Annotated in this window: 14 protein-coding genes; 11 read left to right on the forward strand and 3 right to left on the reverse strand. The window is 40.2% G+C overall.

The genetic code is table 11. The features are described 5' to 3' along the window. The first annotated feature begins 1 nt into the window (after nt 1). The 3 genes from rnc (at nt 2) to O1Q81_RS04045 (ending at nt 2,393) form a co-directional block, all read left to right on the forward strand. Nucleotides 2-685 carry a ribonuclease III gene (rnc, locus tag O1Q81_RS04035; protein WP_386695899.1) on the forward strand — a complete coding sequence of 228 codons (684 nt, stop codon included), beginning with the start codon at nt 2-4 and terminating at the stop codon, nt 683-685. Further along, entirely contained in the window at nt 675-1,625 is a 951-nt protein-coding gene (era, locus tag O1Q81_RS04040) for a GTPase Era (RefSeq protein WP_386689687.1), read from the forward strand. The genes rnc and era overlap by 11 nt, the downstream gene beginning before the upstream one ends. Before the next feature lie 147 nt (nt 1,626-1,772). Continuing rightward, nucleotides 1,773-2,393, forward strand: a complete 621-nt coding sequence (locus O1Q81_RS04045; protein ID WP_386689689.1) for a biliverdin-producing heme oxygenase — start codon at nt 1,773-1,775, stop codon at nt 2,391-2,393. A gap of 56 nt (nt 2,394-2,449) precedes the next feature. Here O1Q81_RS04045 and O1Q81_RS04050 read toward each other — a convergent pair whose 3' ends face one another. Continuing rightward, nucleotides 2,450-2,914, reverse strand: a complete 465-nt coding sequence (locus O1Q81_RS04050) for a surface-adhesin E family protein (protein ID WP_386698352.1) — start codon at nt 2,912-2,914, stop codon at nt 2,450-2,452. Between the two features lie 164 nt (nt 2,915-3,078). Further along, on the reverse strand, nt 3,079-4,467 hold the full coding sequence (gene ffh / locus O1Q81_RS04055) for a signal recognition particle protein (RefSeq protein ID WP_386698354.1): 1,389 nt from the start codon (nt 4,465-4,467) through the stop codon (nt 3,079-3,081). A gap of 153 nt (nt 4,468-4,620) precedes the next feature. On the opposite strand from ffh, the gene O1Q81_RS04060 reads away from it, so the two are divergent. The 7 genes from O1Q81_RS04060 to O1Q81_RS04090 all read left to right on the forward strand — a co-directional run bounded on the left by O1Q81_RS04060 (nt 4,621) and on the right by O1Q81_RS04090 (nt 20,006). Continuing rightward, complete coding sequence (locus O1Q81_RS04060; RefSeq protein ID WP_386698611.1) at nt 4,621-5,403, forward strand: inner membrane protein YpjD; 783 nt, start codon at nt 4,621-4,623, stop codon at nt 5,401-5,403. An 80-nt stretch (nt 5,404-5,483) separates the two neighbouring features. Then, nucleotides 5,484-6,743: an HlyC/CorC family transporter gene (locus tag O1Q81_RS04065; RefSeq protein WP_386689695.1), complete on the forward strand. Its 1,260-nt coding sequence runs from the start codon at nt 5,484-5,486 to the stop codon at nt 6,741-6,743. A gap of 331 nt (nt 6,744-7,074) precedes the next feature. After that, the gene (locus O1Q81_RS04070; RefSeq protein ID WP_386698356.1) at nt 7,075-8,706 is read left to right on the forward strand and encodes a ShlB/FhaC/HecB family hemolysin secretion/activation protein; all 1,632 of its coding nucleotides are present in this window, start codon (nt 7,075-7,077) and stop codon (nt 8,704-8,706) included. A 2-nt stretch (nt 8,707-8,708) separates the two neighbouring features. Next, nucleotides 8,709-9,215: a toxin-activating lysine-acyltransferase gene (locus O1Q81_RS04075; protein ID WP_386695905.1), complete on the forward strand. Its 507-nt coding sequence runs from the start codon at nt 8,709-8,711 to the stop codon at nt 9,213-9,215. Between the two features lie 47 nt (nt 9,216-9,262). Further along, nucleotides 9,263-19,093, forward strand: a complete 9,831-nt coding sequence (locus tag O1Q81_RS04080) for a hemagglutinin repeat-containing protein (protein WP_386698358.1) — start codon at nt 9,263-9,265, stop codon at nt 19,091-19,093. 2 nt (nt 19,094-19,095) lie between these two features. Beyond that, nucleotides 19,096-19,431, forward strand: coding sequence for a hypothetical protein (locus O1Q81_RS04085; protein ID WP_386698360.1), 336 nt, complete (start codon nt 19,096-19,098; stop codon nt 19,429-19,431). A 68-nt stretch (nt 19,432-19,499) separates the two neighbouring features. Then, complete coding sequence (locus O1Q81_RS04090; protein WP_386698362.1) at nt 19,500-20,006, forward strand: contact-dependent growth inhibition system immunity protein; 507 nt, start codon at nt 19,500-19,502, stop codon at nt 20,004-20,006. A gap of 17 nt (nt 20,007-20,023) precedes the next feature. Here the strand turns inward: O1Q81_RS04090 and O1Q81_RS04095 are convergent, their stop codons facing one another. Then, the gene (locus O1Q81_RS04095) at nt 20,024-21,013 is read right to left on the reverse strand and encodes an IS30 family transposase (RefSeq protein ID WP_386696591.1); all 990 of its coding nucleotides are present in this window, start codon (nt 21,011-21,013) and stop codon (nt 20,024-20,026) included. Nucleotides 21,014-21,330: 317 nt separating this feature from the next. Between O1Q81_RS04095 and O1Q81_RS04100 the strand changes: the two genes are divergently transcribed. Beyond that, nucleotides 21,331-23,631 carry a hypothetical protein gene (locus tag O1Q81_RS04100; RefSeq protein WP_386698363.1) on the forward strand — a complete coding sequence of 767 codons (2,301 nt, stop codon included), beginning with the start codon at nt 21,331-21,333 and terminating at the stop codon, nt 23,629-23,631.

A 23,631-nucleotide genomic window follows, 5' to 3' on the forward strand; every position in this document is an offset into this window, starting at 1 on the left:
GATGAATAATTTAACTAAATTACAGAGTAAGATCGGTTATGAATTTAATGATCTTACTTTGCTAAAACAAGCCTTAACGCATCGTAGTGCGGCGAAAGAACATAATGAACGCCTTGAGTTTTTAGGTGATGCGATTTTAAATCTCACTATTGCTCAAGCCTTGTATCACCAGTTCCCGAAATGTAATGAGGGAGAACTGAGCCGAATGCGAGCTACCTTAGTGCGAGAACAAACCCTTGCTGAACTAGCTCGCCAATTTGAGCTTGGCGATAATTTAGTATTGGGTTCTGGGGAACTGAAAAGCGGAGGATTCCGTCGTGAATCTATTTTAGCCGATTGTGTGGAAGCGATTATCGGGGCAATGTCTTTAGATAGTAGTTTAAATAGCACCATGAATATTATTTGTCATTGGTATGCGGAACGCTTAGTTTTGATTAAGCCAGGTGAAAATCAAAAAGATCCTAAAACCCGTTTGCAAGAATATTTACAAGGTAAAGGATTAAATCTGCCTAGCTATAACATTATCAACACGACAGGGGAAGCACACTGTCAAACCTTTACTGTGGAATGTAACGTGGAAAATTTTGACCGCACTTTTACTGGTATTGCTAATAGTCGCCGTAAAGCAGAACAGGCTGCGGCAGAACAAATTTTAAAAGAATTGGATATACATAATGACAGATGAACATTTACAGATTGATGTAAACGATGAAAATAACCAACAACCTACAGAAACCTATTGTGGTTTTATTGCTATTGTAGGTCGCCCAAATGTGGGAAAATCGACCTTATTAAATAAAATATTAGGGCAAAAAATTTCCATTACCTCACGTAAAGCACAAACCACTCGCCACCGTATTGTAGGGATTGATACCGACGGTGCTTATCAAGCGATTTATGTGGATACTCCTGGATTACATATTGAAGAAAAACGAGCCATTAACCGTTTAATGAATCGTGCCGCCAGCAGTGCTATTGGTGATGTGGACTTAATTATTTTTATGGTGGACGGTACACACTGGAATGAAGACGATGAAATGGTGTTAAACAAATTACGCCAAGTAAAAACCCCCGTGGTATTAGCTATTAACAAAATTGACAATGTAAAAAATAAAGATGAATTATTGCCATTTATCACTGAATTAAGCGGAAAATTTAATTTCAAAGAAATTGTGCCGATTTCCGCTCAACGTGGTAACAACGTACATAATTTGAAAAAAATTGTGCGAGATTGCTTGAAAAAAGGTGAGCATCATTTTCCAGAGGATTATGTGACAGACCGTTCCCAACGTTTTATGGCATCTGAAATTATCCGTGAAAAACTCATGCGGTTTATGGGCGAAGAATTACCTTATTCGGTGACAGTGGAAATTGAACAATTTAAACTCAATGAACGTGGTACTTACGAAATTAACGGCTTGATTTTAGTAGAACGTGATGGTCAGAAAAAAATGGTAATCGGTCAAGGTGGACAAAAAATCAAAGTGATTGGCACTGAAGCTCGTCAAGATATGGAACGCTTATTTGACAACAAAGTACATTTAGAGCTTTGGGTTAAGGTCAAATCAGGCTGGGCAGATGATGAAAGGGCATTGCGTAGTTTGGGGTATATGGAAGAATATTGATTTTCTCAACTCAATTTAACTGAGCCTTGTTCTCAATATGCTGTTTTTTTATTGCTAGCAAAATCGATTGATAATCGTAACTAATTGAAGTATATTTATAATTTCTCAATTATGGGAAATTTTTTGAAAATTAATAGGAAATATATTATGACACAAGAACAAAAAACTTTTTCTGAACGTTTAAAAGCATTTAATCGTACCACACATGACAGTGTAGATAATCTCGTGATGTCGGTTGAACCTTTCAAGAATAATGAAAATTATACAAAATTCTTGCTATTACAATCAGTGTTTCACAAAGTAGTTGATGATATTTATAAAGATCCTGAACTCAATAAAAAAATCCCAGAGTTAAAATATATGGCTCGTTATGATGCTGTGGTGAAAGATTTAGCGGTATTAAATAGCCAACCTTTTGAATTTAAAGGCACTTTACCTCATCCTCAAGGCAACGAAGCGATCGGTTGGTTGTATTGTGCTGAGGGTTCAAACTTAGGTGCAGCTTTCCTATATAAAGCGGCAGAAAAGAATTTAAGTTTTGATGCAGAACATGGAGCAAGTCATCTTGCAGGGCATCCTGAAGGACGTGGTAAACACTGGCGTGAATTTAAAGTGTATTTAGATAATTTAGGCTTAGATCCAAAAGCTGAAGATGAGGCACTTCAAGGTTCTAAAGAGGCTTTTACATTTTATAAAATGGTATTACGTCAGGTGTTTGGTTTGCCAGAAAATTATGAAGCACCAAGTCAAAGACCTGTCCACCCATAATTTAATTCCATTACACAAAGGGCAAGATTAGATTTTCTTGCCCTTTTGCTATTAAATTAATGATAAAAATTCGCACACATGACTTGAGCGACAGTCCCTAGTGTTGAACCATTACGAGGCTTGACCTGATGCTCACGATATTTTTTCGGAGTGAATACCGTTCCTTCCCCCCAGAAATCCGAATATAACAGTGATCCTGTATGGGTCATGATATTTGTTTTACAATCTAAGACTTTATGCTGACGTACGGATTTCGTCATTAGGTTTTTATCTTCAAAAATGCGATGTCCGATATGTAAATTAATCACGGTATCAAAATTAATCAGATTGTTTTTGGTATTATCCACCCAGATCGAAGATGTATCCACATAATATTGAGAATTTTTTGATAAACGAATAAAGCCGATGGCGGTTTTTTGTGGAGTATCTAATTGTTCACCGTGAATTAACGCTTGTCGTTCTGGTTGATTGCTACAAGCACTGATGATTAATGTAGTAAGTAATAAAGTCACTTTTTTCATAATGATCTCCTTAGTGCCAGTGATTTAGCTACATTATGGCATATTTTTAGCCAATGTTGTGTTTTTATTTCTCATTATGTAGAGAAAACTCAAAGCAAAAAAATGCGGTGAAAAGTCAATATTTTTTCACCGCACTATGCTTCACCAAGATTTACACAGGATAATTAGCGTTTAAACATTCCACCTAAACCAGCCAGTCCACCCATGCCACCGCCCATCATTCCTTTCATACCTTTCATCATTTTTGCCATACCACCACTACGCATTTTTTTCATCATGCGTTGCATATCGTCAAATTGTTTGAGTAATTTATTAACATCTTGCACTTGCGTGCCTGAACCTAACGCAATGCGGCGACGGCGTGAGCCTTTGATCATGTCAGGATTGGCACGTTCTTTTAAGGTCATGGAATTGATGATCGCTTCCATTTTGATAAACATTTTATCATCCACTTGATTTTTAACATGATCAGGCAAGTTTTTTGCCCCAGGGAGTTTGTCTAACATCGACATCATGCCACCCATTTTTTTCATTTCGATCAGTTGTTCACGGAAATCTTCAAGGGTAAATTGATCGCCCTTTTTGAATTTCTTCGCCATTTTTTCGGCTTTTTCTTGGTCAACGGAACGTTGTAAATCCTCGATTAAAGAAAGGACATCGCCCATACCTAAAATACGTGAAGCCACACGTTCTGGGTGGAAAGGTTCTAACGCATCAGTCTTTTCGCCTACCCCTAAGAATTTGATCGGTTTACCTGTAATTTGGCGAATAGATAAGGCTGCACCACCACGTGCATCGCCATCGACTTTGGTTAAGATCACCCCAGTTAATGGCAAGGCTTCATTAAAGGCTTTGGCAGTATTGGCAGCATCTTGCCCTGTCATGGCATCCACGGTAAACAGGGTTTCAATCGGCTCAAGTGCGGTGTGAATTTGCTTAATTTCTTCCATCATCTCGCCGTCAACATGCAAGCGACCTGCTGTATCCACAATCAATACGTCATAGAATTTTAATTTCGCATCGGCTTTAGCGGTTTTGGCAATTTCTACTGGATTTTGTTTGACATCAGAGGGGAAGAAATCTACACCCACAGATTGGGCTAAGGTTTCAAGCTGTTTAATCGCCGCCGGACGATATACGTCAGCAGACACCACTAATACTTTTTTCTTATGCCGTTCTTTTAAAAATTTCGCCAGTTTACCCACAGAAGTGGTTTTACCTGCCCCTTGTAACCCCGCCATTAAAATTACCGCTGGCGGTTGGGTGGCAAGATTTAATTCTTCGTTGGCTTGCCCCATGGCATTTTCTAATTCACTTTGCACGATTTTTAGAAATTCTTGCCCTGGTGTTAAGCTCTTATTCACTTCTTCACCGATAGCACGTTCTTTGACTTTATTGATAAATTCACGTACTACAGGTAAGGCAACATCCGCTTCCAGCAATGCCATGCGGACTTCTCGTAAGGTATCTTTAATATTGTCTTCGGTTAAACGCCCTTTCCCTGTGATATTACGTAGGGTTTTCGACAGGCGGTCGGATAAATTTTCAAACATATTTCGTTCTCGTCATTAACAAAAAATTTATCCGATTATACCTGAATTTCCTTGTTTTCACTAGCAAAGGCAGTCTCTAATTGAAATTTCAATTTAGCACGGTTAAAATGAATTGTTATTTTTGAAAAATAAAGGATAAACAAATTGACAACAATGCCTTATGCTATTTTTGCAATGCTTTTTTATAGCTTCAATATCTTGCTAATTATGCCAATGTTGCTGAAAATTGATGGGCAAACTAAACCAAAAAGAACGTTATTTTTATGCAGTGCGTTTTTAGCCGTGATTTGTCATTATTTGAGTTTTACCGAATTATTTACTCATCTAACCTTAGGGGCAGATATTACGTTACTTGAAGTCAGTTCCTTAATGAGTTTCTTTATTGCATTATTAAGTACAGTGCCGATGTTATGGAATGTGCGAACATTGGCATTTGTTTCGCCTATTGTATATGGGTTTGCCTTAATTAATTTGTTAATGACGGAATTTATCCCAAGTCAAATCGTACATTTGCAAGTCAATTTATTGTTACATATTCTGATCTCCATGTTGGCTTATGCGGTCTGTTTTATTGCCATGTTGTACAGTATTCAAATTGCTTGGTTGGATCGTCATTTAAAACGTAAAAAAGTCTTGCCATCACCTGACTTACCGCCATTAATGTTGGTGGAACGCCATTTTTTTCGTGTCATGTTAAGTGGTGAAATTTTATTAACCATTATCTTATTCACTGGAACATATCATTTATTGCATGCGTTGCAGTTAAGCAATATTCATAAGGCAGTGTTTTCCCTATTTGCTTGGGTTGTTTTTGGTATTCTGTTGATAGGGCATTGGAAATGGCATTGGCGTGGAAAAAGAATGATCATTTTCACAATCTCAGGTATGATATTGCTGACGATTGCTTATTTTGGCAGCAAATTTTTTCCTGCGTAAGTGGGAAAATTGGAAGTGCGGTATAAAAAAACGAGATTTTTCACCGCACTTATTTGATGAACGAACACAAGGAACAACTTTTGGACAGTATTCCCCTTAGTACCTTATTTATTATTCTTATCATTCTGTTAATTATTTCTGCCTATTTTTCAGGTTCAGAAACAGGTCTATTGTCTGCCAACCGTTACCGTATGCGTTACCTTGCTGAAAAAGGGCATAAGGGAGCAAAAAAAGCAGAACGTTTATTAAAAAAAACCGATAAATTACTGAGTTTTATTTTAATCTGTAATAATCTGGTGAATATTTCTGCTTCGGCAATCGCAACCATTATTGGTATGCGTTTATATGGTGATGCAGGCGTAGCCATTGCGACAGGCTTATTGACCTTTGTGATGTTAGTCTTTTCTGAAATTTATCCAAAAACCGTTGCTGCACTTTATCCAGAAAAAGTGGCATTTTTGTCTAGCCACTTGATTTCGCCGTTAATGAAACTTTTTATGCCACTGGTTTTTTTGATGAACTTGATTATTAAATGCTTAATCAAAATCACTGGCTTAAAAACCGAAATTAGAGCGAATCATCTTAATGCAGAAGAATTACGTTCTATAGTAAATGAAAGCGGCAAATTTATTCCCTCTGCTCACCAAGAAATGTTGTTGTCAATTTTGGATTTGGCAGAAGTTTCTGTCGAAGATATTATGGTGCCACGCAATGATATTGCAGGGATTGATATTGATGACGATTGGAAGTCGATTATGCGTCAGTTAAACCATGCAGCACACAGCCGAGTGGTATTATATAAAGACAATATGGACGAAAATGTGCTAGGCATTTTACGAGTGCGAGAAGCCTATCGTTTGATGCTAGACAAAAATGAGTTTAGTAAAGAAACCTTAATTCGAGCCGCCGATGAGATTTATTTTATTCCCGAAGGCACCGCATTAACCGCACAATTACTCAATTTCCGTAATAATAAAGAACGTATTGGATTAGTCGTAGATGAATATGGCGACATCAAAGGATTAGTCACCTTAGAAGATATTTTAGAAGAAATAGTCGGAGAATTTACCACCTCAACTGCACCATCTATTGAGGAAGAAGTGACGACTCAGTCAGATGGTTCGATTTTAATTGAAGGCTCAACTAATATTCGTGATTTAAATAAACTGTTTGATTGGAATTTAGATACCGAAGAAGCTCGCACCTTTAATGGTCTAATTTTAGAGCATTTAGAAGATATTCCCGATGAGGGAGCAGAATTTGAATTAAATGGCTTGAAAGTCACTGTGTTAGAAGTAGCGGATAATATGGTTAAACAAGCGAGAGTGGTGAAATTATAGTGAAAATTCATTATTCTTTTTTGACATCCTTCCCATCCTAAAGAACAGTATTTTAAGGTACTATTAGATAAGTTGTAATATTTACTCCATAACCCATCATATTTTTTGAACAAAAAACTTCACTTTTGTGGAGATCTTGAATAAAATATTACCCATTAAAAAATAGGGATTTTTTATTTATTAGGGTTAGGTTTATGAAAGTTTTTGTGGGTGTTATTTTGTTATTATGTGGTGTCTATGCGTTGGCAGTTGAACCACTCAATTTAAATCAAATATAAATGTGCAATCCGATGCAGCATTGCAGCAAAGACAAGAGGAATAAAATAGAGCTTTGCAACGGCAACAAGTTGCAGATCCTAATGTTCGACTAGACAATCAATCTGAGCCATCCTTGAACTTTCCTGAAAAAGAATCCCCTTGTTATCAAATTAACCATATTATTCTCACTGATTTTTCTCCCGATATTTCCGATTTCTCAGAGATCTCACCAGCTTCAATTCCTAACAGTCAATTTTATTGGGTTCTGAATACGATTTATGCTGAACGTGATTTTTCACTACCACACTGCTTAGGTGGCGAAGGAATTAACATTTTACTCAAACGTATTCAAAATCGTTTGATCGAACAAGGGTATATAACAACCCGTGTTGTTGTTCAGCCACAAAACTTACAAAATGGCATACTTATTATTACAGCTATTCCTGGGAAAATTGGTCAAATTCAATTACAAGATGAAAGCAGCTTTTCTTATGCGACTGCAGCAACCTTGTGGTTTGCGATGCCGACAAGTGATGGCGAAATTCTGAATTTGCGACATCTTGAACAAGGTTTGGAAAATTTAAAGCGAAATGCGAGTGCTGATGCCAATATGCAATTAGTAGCTGCTCAAGATGAAATAGGGGTAAGTAATGTCATTATTCGCTATCAACAGAATTTTCCTGTTCATTTGACATTAGGGCTAGATGACTCAGGATCTAAAGTAACGGGACGTTTACAGGGGACTGCTACATTATCTTGGGATAATATGTTTTCATTAAATGATTTATTTTATACCAGTTTTACTAAAAGTATTAAGCGTCATAGTGATAATGTTGATGGGACTCATGGCAGTAAGAATATCAGTTTATATTATTCTGTACCTTGGAAGAATTGGTTACTCACATTATCTGGATACCATTATAACTATCATCAATCTATTGCTGGAGCATTTGAAAATTATCAGTATTCAGGAAAAAGTACGCAATTACGTATGAATTTAAGCTATTTACTTTATCGTAATAGCAGCCGAAAGATCTATATTTCATTTGGTGGATGGGCTAGAAAATCATTTAATTACATCAATGATGTTGAAGTTGAAGTACAACGTCGTCGTATGGCAGGTTGGGATGTTGGCTTAAAACATATTGAATACTTGGGTAATGCGACATTACAACTTTCAGCAAACTATAAACGTGGTACGGGTGCATATAAAGCATTGGCAGCACCAGAAGAAGATTTTAATGAAGGTACATCAAGACCACAAATAATTACCGCCTCTATTGATTTTAGTTACCCGTTCAAAATTGGTGAACAACCTTGGCGATTCAATACCTCTTGGAATGCACAATGGAATCAGACCCCCTTGATTCAACAAGACAAATTCAGTATTGGAGGACGTTACACTGTTCGTGGTTTTGATGGCGAATTATCTCTTTCTGGTGAACGTGGTTGGTTATGGCGTAATGAACTGGCATGGAATGCTTTCAATAAAGGACAAGAACTTTATTTAGGGATTGATAAAGGAAATGTTTATAGCCGATTCAATGATTTACTAGGTCATTCTCTCATCGGTGGGGCAATCGGATTACGGGGCAAAATATGGGGATTGGATTATGATTATTTTGTCGGTGTACCAATAGATAAGCCAACAGGGTTTAAAGCAAGCCATGTTGTGACAGGATTTAACTTAAATTATCGTTTTTAATTATGAAAATTGACACTTTTGATGTTATTGCACCCAGTATTTTTACTACTGAATCTATAGATGAATCTCAATTATTTGGTGCCTTTGCAACAATTTGGCTGTGTTCTGAATATCACAGCAAAGCACCATTATATCGATTCGCAGAGCGTATTTTACCCGTGCTAAGAAATAAACAGTTTGCGTTGTTTATAAAAGATAATGCTCCTGTTGCCTATTTTTCTTGGGCGAAATTTACTAAAGAAGCAGAAGAGGCTTATTTGCGTAATGATGATGTATTACTTGAATCAACTAATTGGTGTTCAGGGGATAACTTATGGATTATTGACTGGTTTGCACCGAGTAATTTAACCAGAGAGATTAAGCCACTTATTGAGCAATATCTTTTTCCTAATGAAATTTGGACCGCACTTTATCATAAAAGTCCAGTCAATCACGTGCAAAAACGCTACTTTAAAGGTTGTGCGGTTAGTCGAGAACAGTTTAGGGATTTCATCAGAAATCATAATTGACTTAAATTTAAAGCTATTTTATTGGATTAAAATGGAGAAGAAAGAATATGAATAAACATTGTTATCGTATTATTTTCAGCAAAACATTGAATTGTTTGGTTGTTGTATCTGAGTTAGCAAAAACAGCAGGTAAAGCAGTTGCAGGATTTGCCAATAAATTATTATCAATCTGGTGGCAAAGAACACCTGATTTTAGCCTACATATAGTAGCATTCACTTGTTTTATTGGACTTGGTTTGATTTATGTGCCACAAACCATGGCTCAACCAGCGGAAATTCATGCAGATCGATCCGCTCCCTCTAGCCAACAACCAACAGTTTTACGCACGGAAAATAATACTCCACAAGTGAATATTCAAACCCCAAGTGCAGGAGGGGTATCACGTAATGTTTATTCTCAGTTTGATGTGGGTGAAAAAGGTGCCATATTAAACAATGCTCGGAAATCAACAAGTTCGCAGTTAGCAGGTTGGGTGCAGGCAAATCCTAACTTAATTCAAGGTGAAGCTAAAATTATTTTAAATGAAGTCAATGCGAAAGATCCGAGCCAATTAAAAGGTTATGTCGAAGTGGCAGGGAAAAAAGCTGATGTCATTATTGCCAATCCGAGTGGTTTGCATTGCGATGGTTGTGGGGTGATCAATGCAGGTAGAACCACATTAACTACGGGACAGGTTGAATTAGAAAATGGCAATGTGAAAGGTTTCAATGTAAGAGGTGGTAAGGTAGAAGTGGCAGGCAAAGGCATGGATACTTCACGTGCCGATTATACTGATATTATAGCAGGGCATGCCAAAATTGATGCTGGGATCTGGGCAAAAGAGCTGAAAGTGACGGCGGGTAAAAATAAAGTTGATCGCAGCAACAGTAAAGTGGTTTATGTTGGTAATAACAAGGGAACAGACACGTCTTCAACAGAAAATTCAGATAATCAAAAGATTGCCTATGCGCTAGATGTGACAGAATTGGGGGGCATGTATGCGAACCAAATTTATTTAGTCGCAACGGAACAAGGTGTCGGTGTCAATAATGCAGGGAAAATTGGTGCTTCAGCAGGTAATGTTCAGATTGATAGTCAGGGTAAAATCACCAATAACGGATATTTAGGAGCTCAACAAGATATCACTGTATCTTCTCAAAATGATATTGCCAACAAAGGGACAATTTATACGCAACAAGGTGATGTAAAACTAAATGGGAAAAATGTTGCACAGCAAGGTGAAATGATAGCTAAGGGGGCAGCACAGCAAAAAGGTCATGTTAAAATCACCGCCAAACAGGCTATCCAACAAAATGGTGGTACCTTGGCAGAGAACCATATTGAGTATCAAGCAAAGAATATTGCCATAACCAATAATGCGACCGTTGTAGCTGGGTTGAAATTTGCCGAAAATACACTGGATAAAAGTGATACAGGTGGGAATACCCATCTCCATGCGGAAGAAAGTGCGGTGATTAATGGACAAGTTTTATCTTCTAACCGCACGGAGATTAAAGCAGAAAATATCAATCTTGCTCATAGCCGACTTCATTCTAATCATTTATTGGCAACCGCAAGTCATGGTGGCATTATTGCTTCTAATAGTAATATTTATACTGCACAGTCAGCCGTCTTTAATACACCAACAGTCTTGAATACCTCCAATGCACAGTTTAATGCTAACCATATTGGGATAAATGCTAATCAGGTAGATAATACGCAAGGCACTTGGATTAATCGAGATGGACAGGATCTCAATCTAAACTTTAAGCTCGGTTTAACCAATGCTCACGGACAAATCGTAACCAATGGACGCTTATTGTTTAATGGTAAACACATTGATAACCAAGCAGGGTTGATGAGTGCAAACACTTATCAAATCACAACACCTACCTTTGATAATACTCACGGTAAGTTAATTCAGCAAGGCGTGAATCCGTTTACTTTGAGTGTAAATGGTGAATTAATCAATGATAGTGGTGTGATTGGTTATTCATTACAAAACCAGAACACAACAAATAATCCTGCAGAAAATGCTACGCATGTACAAAATGTATCGACAAATGTTGGGGTAAATACTTCAACCTCAGACCAGCCAAGTCACTCAATGCCTAATGGCGTTGATACAGTCAGCCAAACAACTAATATTGCAAGTACGCTTGAAGTCACCGAGAAACTTAATAATGAGGCAGGTACTATCTTATCGGGTAGCCAAACAACACTACAAGGTGAGGGCAAACTTTCGAATGATTCAGGCACTTTAAATTTAGCTGAATTTTCTTGGAAAAGTGATAAAAGCGTCAATAACCATTTAGGGTTAATGAGTTCAATTAACACATTGACACTCTATACCCCTGAATTAAATAACACTCAAGGTCAAATCCAAGCACAACATGATCTATTGGTAGATGCCACTACTCTTAATAATAGTGAAAATGGATTGCTGTATAGCAACACTGATTTAAATTTAAACGCCAAAGAGTTAGATAATCGTCAAGGAACTGTTCAAGCCTTAGGCAATGTTACCCTTAACCAGTTGGCAATGGTGAATAACAGTGCTGAAGCTAATAAATCGGGTTCGTTAATTCAAGCAGGAAAACAACTGAAGATTGAAGCATTAAAGATTGATAATCAAAATACTAAAAGCACGGAAGCTATTCCTGTACAAGGTCTTTTGGGGCAAACAGTCGCATTATCCTCTGATACATTAAATAATCAACAGGGTGGTATTTATGTATCTCAAGCCTTATCGGCGAGCGTCAAGAATCTTGTGAATAACCAAAAAGGTGAAATCTTATCAGGTGGTACATTAAATACAGTTGGTTCGGCATTAGCGATCCAAAATCGTGAGGGTGTAATTGCGTCTATCGGTAAATTAATGATTGATGCTAACCGCATTTCAGATATGGGTAAAATACAAACAAAAAATGATGCCGATATTGCGTTAAAACAAGATTTAACCTTTCATGGTGGGATTGAAGTCGAGGGTAATTTGAAACTCAAAACAGATAATCTCACCAATGACTCTACATTATTAGTGGGTAAAGGATTACACATTCAAACAGGTCGCTTAATTAATAATGAAAATGCGACTCTAGGTTCCAATACCACACTGCTTGATGCGAATTCATTAACCAATTACGGATTAATTGACGGTACTCAAACTCGCTTAAACACGCACACACTGGATAATATCGGCACGGGTCGAATTTATGGCGATCAACTGTCGATTCAGGCAGGTAAACTTAATAATATTGAACAAAATGGTAAATCGGCAACGATTGCGGCACGTCATCGTCTTGATTTAGGTGTCGGCACGCTTACCAATAGCAATGATAGTTCGCTCATCAGTTTAGGCGAACTTCATATTGGTGGTACGTTAGATTCCCAAGGTTATGCCACAGGCAAAGCGACTGCCATCTATAATCAGAATGGATTAATTGAAGCACGAGATCATATTTATATTAATAGTGGGCTGGTCAGTAATACACATAATTATTTCCATACGGCATTTAAACTGGTTTCTCAACAGGATGTAACGGAATATCAAGGCAGTGGCGATCCGACTATCTATCAAGAAGGAACGGATGGGCTTTATGTATTTAATAATGAATCAGATCATTTACGCGTGCCAACAGGGGCGTATTATGACTCTTGGTATAAATACCGTTATCTAAAAAGTGTTCAGCGTACGGAAGTATTGCCCGCAGAGTATGAACCAGGACGTATTTATAGTGGCAAAGATATTACTGTCAGAGGAGATAGAGTTGAAAATATAAACAGCCGCATGATAGCAGGAGGAAAATTAGATATACCAGCCAATATCCTAAACAATCAAGCAGAAACGGGGGTTGAAATTATCACGAAAGCAGGTTGTGCTGCAGGCTCACGCAATGAAGTCTGCCGAAACCTGTCTGCCGAACTAAGAGGTTACAGCGATGATGCACCAAGACGCAAAAATAGTGCTTATGGTTTACACAGTTACTGGCGTCATCACGAAAAAGGACGAGATAGCACAGGACACCGCCGTCAAGATTATACGCCAGCCCAAGAAATTAAAGAGGGTATTCCGTTAGAAGTAGCAGCGTATAAAGAATACAGTTTACCGAGTTTCAGTAACACAGCCATTTCAGCTATCAATGTGCCTCAATCGGTTGATGTACAGGTTAAAAGTGCGGTGCAAAATGAGAAAGAATTACAAGATGTGGTAAACCATCAAAATAACGGCTCAGTGGTTAAAGATAATGCGGTGATCAGAACACAAGAGCAGTCCATTAGTTTGCCACATAGCAGTCTATTTATTATTAATCCACAATCTACCGCAGGTTATCTGGTAGAAACTGACCCAGCCTTTACTCAATATCGTAACTGGCTCAGTTCCAACTATATGATGAAAGCCTTGAACTTAAATTCAGACGTGATGCACAAACGTATCGGAGATGGTTTCTACGAACAACGCTTAGTGCAAGAACAAATTGCTGAATTAACAGGACGTGCCTATTTATCGGATTATTCCAGTCAAGAAGAACAGTATAAAGCCTTAATGACTAATGGGATTACTGCTGCTACCCAATTCCAACTCACCCCAGGGGTGGCTTTAACTAGCGAACAGATTTCCCGTTTAACCAGTGATATGGTGTGGCTCGTAAATAAAACCATCACCTTAGCGGACGGAAGCACCACCACGGTATTATATCCACAAGTTTATGCCGTAGTGCAAAAAGGCGATATAAATGGTTATGGAGCATTGCTGTCTGGCGATAGCACAACGCTGGAATCCTCTCACATAAACAATAGTGGCACGATTGCAGGTAAAAATTTACTGGCTATTTCTGCCGATAATATCACCAACCGTTTTGGTAAAATGACAGGGGGCAATACCCTAGTATCCGCAGAGCAAGATTTGATTAACACAGGTGGCACTATTGAAGCCAGTCAAATATTGAACGTGAACGCTGGTCGTGATATTGTACTGAACACCACCACGCATACCGCCCAAACCGCTAACAGTGAAACTGTTCGCCTTGGTACACAAGGAGGATTTTATTTAACGGGTAAAGACGGCAGACAAATGTGGATAAATGCAGGACGGGATATAAACTTAACGGCAGGTGATATTGCCAATAACGCTCAAAATGCCTTAACCGCAATTCAAGCAGGACGAGATATTTTATTAAATACTGCCAAACAATCAGACCGTTATGAAAATATCCATGATGCAGAAAATTATCTCAAAACTGCTAATCGGCAAGATATTGGCAGCACAATAACAAGTCAAAGCCAGAAAAATACGCTGTTGCAAGCAGGACGTAATATTGAAGCAAAAGCAGCCACGGTGACAGCAAAAGGCGATGTACAACTTAAAGCAGGTCAGCATATCAACATCTCAACGGGAGAAGAATATCACTTGGTGGATTCTGCTTTTAAAGATACTAGCCGAGGTTTATTCAGTAAAAGCAGCACCAAAACCAGAGATGTCAGCGAACAAACTCTTGCTAGGGGAAGCCAAATAGATGGCGGTAATGTGAGTGTTGTTGTGCAACAAGGCAATGTAAATGTTACTGGAAGCCATATTATGGCAATGAATGATGTAACGATTGCAGCAGATAATATTAATATTAATGAAGCGACCAACTACCTAGACAGTGAATATGCTCAGGAAATTAAAAAATCTGGATTAAGCGGAAGTTTATCTGGAGGCATGGCAAGTGTTGGTTACAGACGCAGTAAAATGGGTATAAATACCAACAATACTGCCACAGAGGTGGTTGGTTCACATGTTGTGGCAGCCTCTGGCAATGTCAATATGTTAGCCACCCATAATTTAACGGCGAGAGCAGCACAAATTGAGGCAGGAAATAATCTTTATTTACAAGGCGGAAGTGTTAGCCTGACAGCAGCACAAGAGAGTTCAAAGACGTATAATAAGGAGTATGCTAAATCTTCAGGGGTGAGTATTGGGGTTACATATTTACCATTTTATGCGGCATGGAATGCAGCGAGGGAACATTATAAAAATAACACTCATGCAGGCAAGAGCATCGTGGGTAAAGCAACAACCCTTGCTGATGCGGTGGATGAGTTTGGTCAACGTCTAACAAAAACGGTTACTTTTGCTGTTGGCGGACAGTCAAGTAGTAGTGAAATGCAGCGTATTACAGAGGGAGTGGTTGCATCGCAGTTAAAGGTAGGTGGTAATTTAACCATAAAGGCAACCGATGGCGGAATTGTCACTGAGGGTAGTAATATCAGTGCAGAAAAGGACTTTGCTGCAATCGCTAAAACCGATATTGATTTTAATGCCACCAAGCAAACATATCATGCTGACGGCAGTGAAAAATCGAGTGGTTATGGTATTGATACGTCTAAATCTATGTTAAAAACACTGACGCGCTATCAGAATAAGACATTGGAAACGGGAGATAAAACGACACAAAAAACGACCGCACTTTCTATCGGCGGCAACAGTTTTGTGAAAGCAGGCGGCTATATTCAGACCAAAGGGACGGATATGGCGGTGACGGGAGATAATATCTTTATCGCCGGCAAAGACGTGATATTCGGTTCGACCATGGAAAGCAGCAGCCAGAACCGCAGTGCCAGGGGGCGGGGTATCGGCAGTGCGGAAATATCGGATACCGAACGCTTCTACGGTTATTACCAAAATAAAGAGAGCGGCTATGCTGAAAGCAACGTCTACAAGGGGTCGGTGATAGGCAGCGAGAAGGGCAATGTCCAAGTGTATGCAGGCGGCGATTATTTGCAGGAAAGCAGCGCGGTGATTGCCAACCGGGGCAAAGTGGCCGTGAGTGCCGAGAATATTTACAGTACCGCCCATGACAATGTCAGTCTGAGCGGTAACCGCACCAGCGATACCAAAATCGGCGGTTTTGCCAAGGTGAGTTCGCCGATAATCGATTTGCTGAATGTGGCACAGGGAGCTAAAGATACGTTGGAAGACAACAAAGCCGACAGTCGTCTGAAAACGATGAAGGGGGCGGTACTGGCACTGCAGGGATACAATGCCTATTCTGATTTGCAGTCGGGGACATTGTTTAGAGTGGAAGCCGGAACCGGTATCAAGCACAGCCATGCGGATTATCACGAACAGGATATCCGCGGTCAGGGTAATATCGTCAATGCGGCGCAGGGTATTGAAATGACGGCGCGCAGCGGCGTGATAGACTTAAGCCAGATTGATTTGGCGACCACCACATACAACCCGCAGACACAACAAAACGACATCAGCCAAGGCAGCTATGTCTATCTGAACGGCAAACAGGGAATCAACCTGCGTTCGGGACGGGATGCGTTTCATTCCGAAGGCAGACAGACGGGGTACAGCATGGTCAGCGGGGTAGGTGCACAGGCGGGGGCACAAACCGGTATCTATGCCTATGCCGAAGTGGGTTATAACAATGCCAAACAGAAAAGCGACAGCAACACCAAAATCAACAGCCATATTATGAGCGAACGCCTTATTGCCAAAACCGACGGTGACATGAACCTTATCGGTGCCAGTGCGTATGCCGACCGGATAGATGCAGACATCAAAGGCAAACTGCATATTGAAAGCGAACAGAGCACATCACAGCAACGTTCGAGCGGCACCAGTGTCGGTTTGCGGGTACAGGTATCGTTAGGCACGGCATGGAGTGCGAACGGTTATTTGGGGCAACAGAAAGCGGGCGGCAACTATAACGGCGTATTGGAACAAAGCGGTCTGTTTGCCGGAGACGGCGGCTACGGCGTAAAAGCCCAAAAGGTGGATTTGGTCGGCGGTGCGCTTAGCGGACGCAATCCGGCTCAGAGTATACTTATCACCAATAGTGTCAACTTTCGTGATATAGCAAATTACAGTGACAGTCGAGCCCAAAGTTTTTCACTCAGTGCAGGGATTAATCGTAGTGAGGACCATTATGTCGAAGAAAAAGCGGTACAGGCAAATGGTCATCATCAGCTGTCAAACGCTGCTGTCACGCCTGAAAGCCAAACCGGTCAAACCACTACCCGTTTACAATCGGGCGAAGTGACGCTAAGCAGTGTGATACCGAGTTATATGAGTACGCACAATTCGGAACGAAGCCTAACCCGAGCCACGTTAACCGATGGCATGTTAATACTAAACAAAGACAGCCACTTGGTTATTACCCGCCCGCAAGCTATCGGCATTAACACCGAACTTGGGTTGGCAAACGAACAGGTGAAGGCACAGGACCCGAACAAATTACAGGAACAACAAGCCCTGTCGCAATCGATAGGACAGTTGGGTGCCATGGCAGCGGGTGAATTCAGCCGATATATGCAATGGGAAGAGGGCAGCTGGCAAAAAGTGGCATTGCACGCCGCATTGGGGGCGGCCAGTGCCGAAGCAGGCGGTGGCAATGTAGCGGCAGGTGCGCTCGCCGGTGGCACGGGAGAAATCCTCAACACCCAGGTGGCAGATTACCTTGCCACCCGAACCGCCCTCAGCCCGCAGGCACGCAAAACCCTACAACAGCTGAGTGCCGCAGGGATTGGCGCCGCAGCAGGCAATCTGGCCGGAGGTAATGCCGACAATACGTATCAAGGTATGAATATTGCGCACAATGCGGAGGTGTATAACCGGCAGCTGCATCCGACGGAAATACAGCTTATCCGTGACCATGCCAAAGACTTCGCAAAACAACAGGGGATTAGCGAAGAAGAGGCACAAAAGCAACTGACGGCGGAAAGCCTGCGAGGGGTATCGGATGATTTTGCCTATGTTGAAGAAAACCAAACCGCAAGGGCGTATCTGAACCAACTGCAGGCAGAAGTGGACAATCAAAAATTGTTCGCCGTGCTTGACCGAAAATCGGCAGAATACAAAAACAGCCTGATTAACAGCCAGTATGTGACAGAAAACAAAGACCTGTATAACATCGTGCCGAAAAAGCACAATCACTTTGCAAGCGTAAGTGATGTCACCTTAATATGGGCGATAAAGGAAAACATAGATTATTACCGTCAGTTCGGCAAAGAAAACACATTGTCGTTGTATGAAAATACGTTGAATGAAATAGAACGGTATCAGGCAGATGCACTCAGAGAAAGAAAAAATTATGTAAAAAACCACGATAGCACCGCACGGGATTTGTACAATCAATATGAGCAACGTGCAAAAGAATTAAAGTTATTCCTGCAAAGCAACTATCCAAATGCGCGAGGTTTGTTCAGTCTTGGAGAATTGTATGACAATAACAATGCTTTCAGTAAAGTGGCGATGCAGACGATAGCGGAAAGTGCAGTAGGACTTTCAATCAGAGGATCTTCGGCAGCCTTAAAGAGTAATAATGCAGTTGATGATTTTACGATAAAGGTTTCTAATAAGGTAAATGCGAATAGTAATTTGCCAGTTGTTGGGGAAACGCAGAACTATAATACAATTAGGGTTGATTTTAATAAAACTTTGATTAAGGGAAGTCCTGAGTCGGAAGCGGTGAATAATTTGAAGCCCAAAATACATTATGAATTAAGTAATGGAACTAAATTCAAAACAAATGACTATGGATATGTTGATGAAATTTCTTATATTCCGATAGATAGTAAGATGCCGAGAAATAAGCAACAGACTATTGTTGGGAAACTTGGTGATGAAGGGGATGTTGGTGGACATATTCAAGCCTGTACTCACGGAGGTACTTGCGATAGGTATAATTTATTCCCGCAAAATGCACACTTTAATAATTCTGCCTACAGGAAATATTTTGAAAATATTATTAGCAAAGCTTTAAAAGAGGGAAAAAAAGTAGATTATGTAAATACTAAATTTATCAGAAACAACCCCAAATCACCAAGACCAGATAAGTTAGAAATACAATATTCTATAGATGGTGTTGTGCAGGATAAAATCAAATTCAAGAATGAGGCTGATTAGATATGTTACAAAATGAAATAGATAAAATGAATAAGATATATAGTATCATTATAGCTAGAAATGATATTAATTTTGATTCTTTTGAATATGTATATAGGGTTAATGAAATAGAAGGTTGGAGTAGTCAACGACTTACCTACTGGTTGAATAATGAGGTTGTTATGAAGAATGATTTCACCAGCATTGATGAACAACTTTTAGAAATAATATCCCAAGAGTTGCATGATGAAATGCAAAAAAATCTAAAAGGAGATTGGAAAAAGATGATATTTGTTTTAAATAAAACTGGCGAGGTAAATACTAAATTTGATTATAACGAACAATCATTATTGGATTAATATTTACAATATCTCTGGTTTATTCATAGTCACAAGGTGTAAAAATTATTGTTAAAGAGGTGAAATAAATGAATAAACCTAAAAGTATTTTTATTCAAAAAAATAAAGAATTTATATTAGTTCAGACTTATCTTAGAGGGTTAATATCAATAGTAGATCCTTCACAAGAATTTAATTATTTATCACCAAATACTAGTTTTGAAACTTTTGGTAAAGTTATTAAAGATAAATTATTGGCGAGTAGAAATATAGAACTGGAAGAGTTTTATCTTATATTCAAGTCACCTGAATTTAATTCATTATCTGAAAGATTAGAAATAGAACAGCAGAATTTATATGGTTATAAAAATAGAAAGAGTATTTATAGAAATATGGATTTTCTGAGTATAGATATGGAAGAAAAAAGATTTGTAATAACTCCACATCACCAAGATAGTTTGGACGGATTTACCTGCGTAAGAGACAAAGAGGGGAACGCAATAGAATTTGAATATCCTTTAACCCTTTCAGACGAAGAATTGGGTGCAGTGACAATGAAAGCTTTTGATTATTGCACGAGTATTTATCGGCGGTAATATTTAATCTTGAATTGTCAAACTAAGTGCAACACTTTATCAAAATAAATCTCATAAGGTGTCCGCCAACTTAAACATTTGCGAGGTCGGTAGTTTAATTTATCGACACCGGCTTGTATTTCATCATCGCTCCACAGGTTGAAGTCCTGCTGTTTCGGGAAATATTCCCTTAACAACCCATTCGTATTTTCGTTTGTTCCCCGTTGCCAAGGTTGGTGCGGTAACGGAAAATAAAAGGGAACTTTCAATACTTCCGTTACCTGATGATGCCTTGCAAATTCTTTTCCCCTGTCGGGCGTAATCGTCATAACGGGTTGATTATTCAAGGCTTCTATTATCGCCGCACTCACCAAATCCGCTTTCTTCTCGGCGACTTTCCTGCAGATGAGAAAGCGGCTCTGTCTGTCCGCCAAAGTCACGCAGCAGGCACCACCGGACACGCCGAGCACGGTATCCGCTTCCCAATCGCCAATCCGTGAACGTTCGTTGGCTTCTTTGGGTCGTTCGGTTAAATGATGGCTAATCGGGATTTTGCCACGACGTTCTTCATGGACTTTCGTATGCCGTGTTTTTCCACGATGTCTGAGTTTTCGCACCGCCCCTCTTGCGCCATGAGATAACCCTTTCTCATCAAATAATCCCGCATAGATACCCCGATAAATCGTATTGTGACTGATTGAATACTCACTGTTTTCCAGCTTCAGACGGTGTTGTATTTGTTCAGGCGACCATTGCTGTGCTAAGAATTTATCTCTCACCAATTCAAAGAGTTTGGCATTATCCAGTTTACGCTTTGGGTGACAATTTTCACGCCGAGCCTGATAACAGTGCATTGCCTGGAAAGCCGAATAGCTATCCAAAGCATTATTTCGCATGAGTTCTCGTGAAATCGTCGATTTATGGCGACCCAAAATGGTGGCGATTTCAGTCAGAGAATGACCTTGAGCGTGCAAAACCATTATCTTTTCTCGTTCGGTTAGGGTAAGATGTTTGTATGAAGTGTTCATTTTTCTCAATGTTTATTTTGTTGTGGTAACTCAATAATACATTAAGTTGATGAACACTTCTTTTTTATGTGTTGCAGTTAGATTGTAAATTCAAGATTCATAAAAGTGCGGTTGAAAATTTCCGAGTTTTTCAAGTTCACAAAACAGCCGAAAAACTGACCGCACTTTTTGAGAAGTAAACGACGGTTAGCGATAAACCAAACAGGTGGGGGCACAAACGGGCGTTTATGCCTATAGTGAAGCGAAGTAGGTTATAACAACAGCAAGCAGAAAAGGTACAGGTATCATTAGGCACGGCATGGAGTGCGAACGGTTATTTGGGACAACAGAAAGCAGGCGGCAACTATAACGGCGTATTGGAACAAAGCGGTCTGTTTGCCGGAGACGGCGGCTACGGCGTAAAAGCCCAAAAGGTGGATTTGGTCGGCGGTGCGATTAGCGGACGCAATCCGGCTCAGAGTATACTTATCACCAATAGTGTCAACTTTCGTGATATAGAAAATTACAGTGATAGTCGAGCCCAAAGTTTTTCACTCAGTGCAGGGATTAATCGTAGTGAGGACCATTATGTCGAAGAAAAAGCGGTACAGGCAAATGGTCATCATCAGCTGTCAAACGCTGCTGTCACGCCTGAAAGCCAAACCGGTCAAACCACTACCCGTTTACAATCGGGCGAAGTGACGCTAAGCAGTGTGATACCGAGTTATATGAGTACGCACAATTCGGAACGAAGCCTAACCCGAGCCACGTTAACCGATGGCATGTTAATACTAAACAAAGACAGCCACTTGGTTATTACCCGCCCGCAAGCTATCGGCATTAACACCGAACTTGGGTTGGCAAACGAACAGGTGAAGGCACAGGACCCGAACAAATTACAGGAACAACAAGCCCTGTCGCAATCGATAGGACAGTTGGGTGCCATGGCAGCGGGTGAATTCAGCCGATATATGCAATGGGAAGAGGGCAGCTGGCAAAAAGTGGCATTGCACGCCGCATTGGGGGCGGCCAGTGCCGAAGCAGGCGGTGGCAATGTAGCGGCAGGTGCGGTGGCCGGTGGCACAGGAGAAATCCTCAACACCCAAGTGGCTGATTACCTTGCCACCCAAACCGCCCTCAGCCCGCAGGCACGCAAAACCCTACAACAGCTGAGTGCCGCAGGGATTGGCGCCGCAGCAGGCAATCTGGTCGGCGGTAATGCCGACAATACGTATCAAGGTATGAATATTGCGCACAATGCGGAGGTGTATAACCGGCAGCTGCATCCGAATGAAACCAAATGGATTAAAGATAACGCCAAACGCTTTGCCGAGCAACAAGGTATTACGGAAGCGGAAGCAGAACAACGTCTGGCACAGCAGGTACAGAAAGATATAGATATCTTATGGTTCCTGAAAATGGATGATAATGTTGACCGCCAAGCCCTGAATTTTGTAGCAGAACAAAAAGAGCGTACTTTTGTGGATGCCGGTGGTGATATACAACATTATTTCACCGCCAAAAACAATGATTTCTGGACACCGCGTAAATATGCTAAGGAGGCTTATGTCTATAACGAGCGAAGCGGTGATAAGTTTGTCGAACGCAATCTGCATTCAGGCATTGTCCGCAGTGCGGCGAAAGGTTTAAAAGACAAAACCGGTAACGTGATAAATGCGGTCAGTGAAAATAAAATGGAAACGGCGAAAACCGTGGCACATACCGTCTGGGAAGGTACAAAGGAATGTGCGGGTGCACCATTGGATTGTGCCGGAGGTTTTGTCAAGCATATTGCGACAACGGGAGTTTCAAGCGGTTCGGAAATGATTAAAAACCTGTTCAAGGTTGACCAAAAAGAAATCAATGCCCTGTATAATGGTGATATGGAAATGGAACTGGCGGTAGTGTCAAGCAGTCAGTTTTTAGGCGTGGCGGCCGAAGCTGTGGGAGCGGGGAAACTTGCCAAGACAGGTGGAACAGCGGTGGTTAACGCGGCTACCAAAGTGACTGCCGCTGGTGCTAAAGTCGTGGAGAAATCGGTTAAAGCCGTGGAGGAATCTCTTGCCAGAGGAACTTCAGTAGCTTTAAATAACAAGACTTTAGTTAAAGTGCCTGATGAGGTTTCGTCTACGAAATCGTTGCCTGTTGTGGGGGAAACGGCGAATTATCAATTATCAGAAGCTAAAGTTAATGAGATTGTTTTAATTGAAAAAGGCAAAAGACCTGATCCAAGTACATATTTGCCAAAGGAATACATAGAACAACATTTGGCTAAGTTTGATAACGGTGCTGTTAGAATCACATCTCTATCAAGTGTCAAAAAATATGGGACGATAGGACCAGAAAATGGTGGTTTTGTAATGCCTAAACAAGACTTTGATTTAATAGTAAAACATGCAAACGGAAATTTACGATTATTAGAAAAATATTTGGGATTAGATCAAGGAGTATTATCCAATGCGGATACAGGAGTATTCTATATACCTAAAGATCAATTTAAGAATTTGAGGATGCCTACAGGAAATGAAGGCGGGGCAAACCAGCAATGGATACCAGGAGGTAATACATCTGGTGGTGTTAGTGAAGCTGTAATGGACTTTCAAAAAAGTACGAGATTTCATCGTTTGGAAATTAAATAG

Source organism: Lonepinella sp. MS14436, assembly GCF_042470565.1.
In the GTDB taxonomy this organism is placed as follows: domain Bacteria; phylum Pseudomonadota; class Gammaproteobacteria; order Enterobacterales; family Pasteurellaceae; genus Lonepinella.